Raw genomic sequence first — 7294 nt, 5'->3', positions numbered from 1 at the left:
AAGAGTTGTTAAAAAAATGTTCTATCCCTCATACGATTGTTCGTGCCACTCAGTTCCACAACTTTGTCGAAAATTTATTTATATCCAAACCACACTTTAAAAGATATATTGTCCCTGGAAACTTTAAATTTCAAAGTGTTGATGTGGGTGAATTTTCCAGTCATCTAATAGGTTTAGTGGAAAAAGATCCACAAGGAAGAGCGGAGGACTTTGGTGGACCAGATATTATGACATTAAAAGAAATGGCTGAACTGAAAATCAAAAAAAATAATGAACCAAATAAAGTTTTGAGTATTTCTTTTCCAGGGAAACTATACAAATCTATCTCCGAGGGTAAAAATACAAATTCTTTGCGGAAAATGGGGGAAATCACATTCGGGGAATATCTAAGTAATAAGCTACAATGATGTATTGTAAGCTTAGACTTTCTGAGAGGACCTTCTTTTGTTTCTATATATTTTTTATTGATTTACTTATTTAAACGAAGAAGGTTTACTTATATAGGAAGAAAGGGAAAAGTAGGCTACATTAATTTGGATGGTGAAAATATGACTCTTAATTGGGGAAGGGTCCTTCTTGTCGTAATGATGCTTATTCAGATTAGCATTCTTATTTATACTGCCTACAAGTATCCCGTGTATAAAGCAGTTTTGTGGTTTGCAGCCATAGTTTCTTTTCTAATATACGGAGGGATTATCCTAATGATTATACTTGCTAACCTGAATTTACTGTAAATCCTCCTTCAATTTGCGCGTTAATAAGATTTTCAAGGTAGAATTGCGCCATGCTTTGTGAAACATTACACTTAAACATATGGGTGCTTTAGTTAAATAACATAACACAAAAAGGCTTAGAGTAGAAAATCACTCTGAGCCTTTTTTCCGTGAAATATACTGCTATTTGCCTTGCGATTAGCACTGTGATTTAACGTATTGCACCTCACAAGTAAACCCGTTAGTATTTTGTACGGTTTTTCTTATATTATTGTAAGATATTTGAGTTTATCGCGTCTTATATGTAAGGAGGTGAGATGGTGACACAGCTTGAGGATATTTATAATAAATACTTTAAAGATGTATTTTTATATGTGTATAGTTTGTCTGGCGATAAGCATATCGCTGAAGATATCACTTCGGAAACTTTTATGAAGGCATTAACATCGCTAGACAGTTTCAGAGGGAATAGTGATATCCGTGTTTGGTTATGCCAAATTGCCAAAAACAGTTATTACTCTTATTTGCGTAAGAATAAAAGCTTGGTGGATCTTGAGTCGGTTCCAGAATCAGCTAGTGGAGACAATGTAGAACAAGAAATAGCCATTTCAGAAGCGTCTATGAAAGTACATGAAGTTATCCAGAATTTGAAAGAGCCATACAAAAAGGTTTTTACTCTCCGTGCATTTGGAGAACTGTCATTTAAGCAAATTGGCAAATTGTTTGGAAAAAGTGAAAACTGGGCTTGTGTTACTTATCACCGTGCTAGAGAAAAAATTAAAGCGCGATCGGAGGATTATCGATGAAAATTAGCTGTAATATGATTAGAGATATACTGCCGTTATATGTCGAGGATATGGCAAGTCAAGATACTAGAGATCTAGTTGAAGAACATATAGCTTCTTGTGAGAACTGTAAAAAACGACTTAAAGAAATGAGGACTTTTGAAGAACCGCCAGTAGATACCGATATAGCTCCCTTAAGAAACATACAAAATACATTGCGGAAGAAAAAGCTGCAAACGATTATTCTTTCAGTCATGGTAACATTGGTTTTTGCAGTGGTTACAATCGCTTATCTGACAACCCCAGCATACATCTCTTATAATGAAAATGCGGTTTCAATTATTGAAAAGGATGACGGAACTGTACTTTTGAATTTTAGTGAAGAAGTCTCTGGATATAATGTAAATCAATATCCAGCAGCAGACAATTCAGGTTATGTCTATGATATAACTACATGGGAAACGATGTGGCAACAGAAAATAATCAAAAACAACCTGGAAAATACGGTCTTAAACCCGAATGGGGAAACGGTCGCTTCGATCTACTATTACAATACCGATGGAAGTGAAAATACTTTAATTTATGGAAAACCAATAACGGATGGTTCTGTCATGACGTTACCTCGGCTTGTTTTAAGCTACTATATGTTGTTTGCTATAGGATTTTTACTTATTTGTGGAATTGGATTGGTCATATTCCGTAAGAACGAAAAAATAAGAAATGGACTAGAAAAAATGATTCTATTGCCTATCTCGTACCTGTTTGCTCACTTACTTTTAAAAGGTCTTCACTCAGCCACTTACCTTGCTGGACGAGACCTTTATGTAATATTACTTGTCACAATTCCTTTATATTTTGCGTTGTTAGCTGGAAGGAATATATTAAAAAAAATATCAATCAAGAATCCGAAAAGCACTTTATAATAGTTGTTGCATTCACTGGTTTATAATAGGAAGTTGCAGAAGATGGACTCATTATTTCTGATTAATGAGTCCATCTTCAACATACGGGTGCGTTACTTGAACAAAGAATACAAAGAAAGGAGCTAGGATTTCAGATCCAGCTCCTTCTTTATTGCTAAATAGTATGCGATTTTGTTTGGTCATTCATATGTGAAACGCGTTGTTATTTACTATGCTTTTATCTTTCAAAAGGGAACCCGATAGATAAGCCTTGTAGGTGGGGGTTGTATAACCAGTAAGGAACACAAGAACCGTCCCCATGTCCCTCATTAAAAGGGCTTCTCCTGATAAAAATAATTTGGCTTTAGGATTTCGTTTTCATATGATTTATGGAAGATATGCGTCGTAGCAGGGGATACTGGCGGAATCAGCCATGTCCAGTCTCCTGTCAGGTTCCTTCCAGCTCCCTTTTCCTTTTCTTCGAAAACCTTAAATTGCATTCCCGCAGTATGGTGATCGACAATTGCCACTCTGTCTTCATTAAATGAATAGAGCACACTGCTATTAAGTTCAATAAGGGCCCGATCTTTCCATAAGGAAGCATTTTTCTTCATATTCAGCCCCATTCGATCTGCGATTCTTGGTAAAAGGTTGTAGCGGTTTTCATCTGCCAGATTTCGCGCCCCTATTTCTGTTCCCATATACCAGCCGTTGAATGGGGCAGCTGTATATTCAATTCCGCCAATTTCAAGCTTCATATCGGATATGAACGGAACGGCATACCATTTCAAGCCTAAATCCTCGAACCATTCAAATTCCTCATGGCGCAACGGGACCTCAAGCACTAAGCTCTCGGGTATGGGGTAGTATTTTGGCGGATTGCCGTCGACTTGAATAACCAATGGCAGGATATCAAAATCTGTTCCAGCGCCTTCCCAGCCTAGTTGTTCACACACTTTTGTAAAATCAATAGAGCTTGAATCACCGATGATACCAGTTTCCGTTTCATAACCAGCATACCGTACAAGCTGATGGTTCCAGATCCGAGCAGAATCCTTCTCGTTCTTTTTTGGCTTTAAAATGGTGATTGTCGGCCTGATCCGCCCCTGATTCGTTGCATATTCTATATGATGGAACAGGGCGTGCTTTATTTCGTCTTCCTGTTGCAGACCTCGACCGTCAAATACAGTCAAAGTATCCCAAAAAAGACGGCCGATGCAGCGGTTGCTATTCCTCCACGCCATTTTCGCCCCATGTTCTAGTTCTTCAAAAGTATGTTCATAAGTCCCGGTTTGAGAAATTTCCTGCTTAATGAAATGAATTCTTCTTTCTACTTCCTGTTCCGATTTTTGCAGTTCTCCATAACAGTTCACTATAAATCTTTCCGCTTCAATGACCAACTGATTAACCAAGCTTGAATCCTCCTGTTACTGATGTCGTCATTATTTTAACATGAAGGCTGCATTATCAATAAATTGGGGAAGGTTCTCGGCAACAAAACATTATTTTTCCCAAAGAGGGATCTATGAATATCTAGAACTTATATACCTGAAGTATTTGGATTTTTCCGCTGACGAGAAGAAGGGAGTCTGCTCATTTTGGAGAACTATTAGCGATAGGATTCTGAAATTCGAAATTTAAAATGGTTTTCGTGTACTAAATTTTTCAGAGCAGTCTTATCCTAAAGATTATAACCCCCAATGTTTAAAACTGAATCATAAATGGATACACAAGGAGTGGAGGGATGAAGATGAAAATACTGATTATTGGCGGCGATGCAGCAGGTATGAGCGCTGCGATGCAAATGGTACGGAACAGCTCTGGACATGAAATTACTGTATTGGAAAAGGGAGGCGTGTATTCATATGGACAATGTGGCCTGCCTTATGTGATCAGCGGGAAGATTGAGTCCACAGATAAGTTAATCGCGCGCACTCAGTCTACTTTTAAAGAGAAGTATGGCATTGATGCACGTGTATTTCATGAGGTCCAGAAGGTGGACATAGAAAATAAAATGGTCAGTGGGATAAACCATAATAATGGTGAGACGTTCAGCCTTCCCTATGACCGCCTTCTGATAGCGACTGGTGTAAGCTCGGTCATTCCGAAGTGGGAGGGTGTGACACTTCCAGGTATTTTCTCACTAAAAACCATCCCTGACGCAAAAGCAATCATGGATTATCTGGATAAAGATATTAAGAATGTGACGGTGATTGGCGGCGGATACATTGGACTTGAAATGGCCGAAAGTTTTGCGGAGCTTGGCAAGAAGGTAACCGTCATTGAGAGAAATGAGCAACTAGCCAAAATATTTGATAGAGACATGGCCGAACTGATCCACGAAGAAGCAGTAAAGCAAAACATTGTGTTGAAAATGGGTGAATCCGTGGAAGCATTCGGCGGAAGTGAACATGTGGAATCTGTGAAAACCGATAAAGGAGAGTATGACACAGATTTGGTGCTGGTCGCTGTAGGTGTGAAGCCCAATACTTCCTTTTTAGAAGGAACAGGAATCAAAACCATTGGAAATGGCGCGATCCAGGTGAATGCCTATATGCAAACAAGTGTGGAGGATATCTACGCGGCTGGAGATTGTGCCACACAATATCACCGGGTAAAAGAGAAGGACGACCATGTCCCATTAGGAACACATGCCAACAAGCAAGGACAAATCGCCGGATTGAACATGGTCGATGTACATAAAACGTTTAAAGGAATTGTCGGCACTTCGATTATTAAGTTTTTCGATCTAACCCTGGGGAGAACAGGGCTATCAGAAAAAGAGGCAAACACGCTGAACATCCCCTGTGGCTCTGTAACCATCACAGCAAGAGATATCGCTGGTTATTATCCGAATGATAAAAAGATGAAGCTGAAACTGGTCTATCATAAAGAGACACATAAGGTTCTTGGCGGTCAAATCATTGGCGGAAATGGCGTCGACAAACGAATCGATGTCCTAGCGACAGCCATATTTCATTCCATGACGACTGAAGAGCTGCTTGATTTAGACCTGGCCTATGCTCCTCCATATAATGGAGTGTGGGATCCTATTCAGCAGGCGGCCAGGAGGGTGGAGTAGAGGGGAATGGCATAAATAAATACTGTCGGCAATTTCGGTTTTAATTGACTTTGCCGACAGTGTATTTAAAATTGGATTTTAATTTTAATCAAATTGCTAACAAGAGGCTTGGAAAACATCCAAGCTTTTTTCCTTTATTTTATATTTTTCTGTTCAACTAAAGCTACTTCTTCTGATGTTCATAACAATAAATCTTGCCATTGAATTTTTGGTTTGATAAGCAATAAGCTTTAACTTTATCTGACACAGGTTTATTGCAGATAGAACAAGTTGGTTGAGTGGTGGTGTTTGAGCCACTTGCCTTCAATGCCTGTTCATGTTCTCGTCTAATTGCAGGGTCTTTTATATCTGCATTTGAAAAGACAGCGTAAATCTCTGAAATCACCCTCTCGCTTAAGAGAGGTTCTTTGTGTTGAATCTTTAATACAGATACTTTTCTATGAACGAATTCTGATAGCTCGATATCATAGACAATGAGTTCGTTAGATGCAATTTTTCGGTAGCCCGGGTCTACATTAAATGTAGAGCGCTTGGTGAAAGATACAATTGATATGAAAAGGTTCTGATACTTTTGATCCACTAAGTAAGCTAGTGCTTTTATATGCCCGTAGTTTTGGACAAATGGATTCATCATTTTGAATTTCCCATTGACTGACCATGTTTTCCTGTCTTTCCCGCCGTATATTGTTCCTTGATAATTTTTTGTTTCAATGACAAAAATGCCGTATGGTGTCAGCACCACATGGTCGATTTGTGAATAACCTGATTTCGCTTTTGGGTTCTTTATGAGGAGGTCACTCAAGTAGCGGCAGTCTTTTGGGAGCTGGTCCAGCTGTATATCAATTTTATACTCGCCAATTTCCCCTTTTCTTACGGCAATCTGTTTTGTAGCGATAGTCTTCGCCTTTACAGATGGTGCCTCTGTCTTCTGCTTCTTCAAGAAATTTAGAAATAATAACATGATTCTCTCTCCTTGCTGTTAAGTATCCTCTCTTATACTTTCGTTCTAATACCTGCTTTATTTAAGTTTTACTTTGATATAATGGAAAAAATAACTAATTTTAATGGTGAGGGGTGATTTGAATGGATTTGAAGCAAATACAAAAAACAATTGACCGGGCTATCAAAAATATTTGGGTAAATAAGATTTCAGTAGACCATAAGTCGTTTTATCTTTTAAAAGAAGATACGTTAAAGAATGCTCTTTACTACCATTTGCGAACGGAGCTTGCTAGTTTATTAGAAAAGCATAATCTAAGGATCTTTACGGAATTTTACCATGGTGGATTTATTGCGGATCTTGCCATTGTAAAATTGAATGACAATCCAGGTAACAATGACCATTTGAAAGATGACATCGAAAATGTTCTGTCAATCATCGAATTGAAATATAAAGCATGCGGTACTATGAAGTTTTTCGAGGACGATGTGCAAAAAATTAAGAACTATTTAGATGCCACACCAATGGCTATTACTCAATACTATTTAGCCTTTATCCATGAAGCGGAATACGAATTCATTGAAGATGACTCCTGGCTGACACTGGAACAACAAGTATGGGCAAGAGATCGATTAACAGAGCTATCAGGGCACTATATTGATGGGGAGATGACCTGGACGGTACTTTCTCATAGTGGAAATGATGAAATGATGAAATAGTTCCAGTGATATGTAAGAGGTAAGGAGTGTTATACAGAACTACTCTTAATTAATAGAGGAGTAAAAGCGTGCTACACAGAATGGGTTTGTATGAAGAATACTTTCAATCAATCATTGAGGCGAAGAAGAAAATAGATGTTCGTTTAAACGATG

6 protein-coding genes and 1 pseudogene are annotated in these 7294 nt (G+C 38.3%); 5 read left to right on the top strand and 2 right to left on the bottom strand.

The window, feature by feature from the left end; genetic code table 11:
- The 3 genes and pseudogenes from AB5I83_RS13345 to AB5I83_RS13335 all read left to right on the top strand — a co-directional run.
- Window positions 1-407 (top strand): annotated as a pseudogene (locus AB5I83_RS13345) (SDR family oxidoreductase); the annotation flags it as partial.
- A 623-nt stretch (window positions 408-1030) separates the two neighbouring features.
- Window positions 1031-1519, top strand: coding sequence for an RNA polymerase sigma factor (locus AB5I83_RS13340; protein WP_448975974.1), 489 nt, complete (start codon window positions 1031-1033; stop codon window positions 1517-1519).
- Window positions 1516-2421 (top strand): zf-HC2 domain-containing protein, encoded by a 906-nt coding sequence (locus tag AB5I83_RS13335; protein WP_448975973.1) that lies wholly within the window; start codon window positions 1516-1518, stop codon window positions 2419-2421. Before AB5I83_RS13340 ends, AB5I83_RS13335 begins: the two co-directional genes overlap by 4 nt.
- A gap of 308 nt (window positions 2422-2729) precedes the next feature.
- On the opposite strand, the gene AB5I83_RS13330 is transcribed toward AB5I83_RS13335, so the two are convergent.
- Complete coding sequence (locus tag AB5I83_RS13330; RefSeq protein WP_448975972.1) at window positions 2730-3812, bottom strand: nitric oxide synthase oxygenase; 1083 nt, start codon at window positions 3810-3812, stop codon at window positions 2730-2732.
- 338 nt (window positions 3813-4150) lie between these two features.
- Here AB5I83_RS13330 and AB5I83_RS13325 point away from each other — a divergent pair, with 338 nt between their 5' ends.
- The gene (locus AB5I83_RS13325) at window positions 4151-5482 is read left to right on the top strand and encodes a CoA-disulfide reductase (protein ID WP_448975989.1); all 1332 of its coding nucleotides are present in this window, start codon (window positions 4151-4153) and stop codon (window positions 5480-5482) included.
- Between the two features lie 163 nt (window positions 5483-5645).
- On the opposite strand, the gene AB5I83_RS13320 is transcribed toward AB5I83_RS13325, so the two are convergent.
- Window positions 5646-6443 (bottom strand): nuclease-related domain-containing protein, encoded by a 798-nt coding sequence (locus AB5I83_RS13320; RefSeq protein WP_448975971.1) that lies wholly within the window; start codon window positions 6441-6443, stop codon window positions 5646-5648.
- Window positions 6444-6565: 122 nt separating this feature from the next.
- Here AB5I83_RS13320 and AB5I83_RS13315 point away from each other — a divergent pair, with 122 nt between their 5' ends.
- On the top strand, window positions 6566-7141 hold the full coding sequence (locus AB5I83_RS13315) for a hypothetical protein (RefSeq protein WP_448975970.1): 576 nt from the start codon (window positions 6566-6568) through the stop codon (window positions 7139-7141).
- The last annotated feature ends 153 nt before the right edge of the window (window positions 7142-7294 follow it).

The sequence above is a fragment of the Mesobacillus sp. LC4 genome (assembly GCF_053543455.1).
This window is presented reverse-complemented; position numbering and strand designations above follow the sequence as displayed.

What these genes read in the sequence shown, in the direction of transcription:
- AB5I83_RS13340 (WP_448975974.1), top strand. Translation starts at nt 1,031, where the DNA reads ATGGTGACACAGCTTGAGGATATTTATAATAAATACTTTAAAGATGTA.
- AB5I83_RS13335 (WP_448975973.1), top strand. Translation starts at nt 1,516, where the DNA reads ATGAAAATTAGCTGTAATATGATTAGAGATATACTGCCGTTATATGTC.
- AB5I83_RS13325 (WP_448975989.1), top strand. Translation starts at nt 4,151, where the DNA reads ATGAAAATACTGATTATTGGCGGCGATGCAGCAGGTATGAGCGCTGCG.
- AB5I83_RS13320 (WP_448975971.1), bottom strand. Translation starts at nt 6,443, where the DNA reads ATGTTATTATTTCTAAATTTCTTGAAGAAGCAGAAGACAGAGGCACCA.
- AB5I83_RS13315 (WP_448975970.1), top strand. Translation starts at nt 6,566, where the DNA reads ATGGATTTGAAGCAAATACAAAAAACAATTGACCGGGCTATCAAAAAT.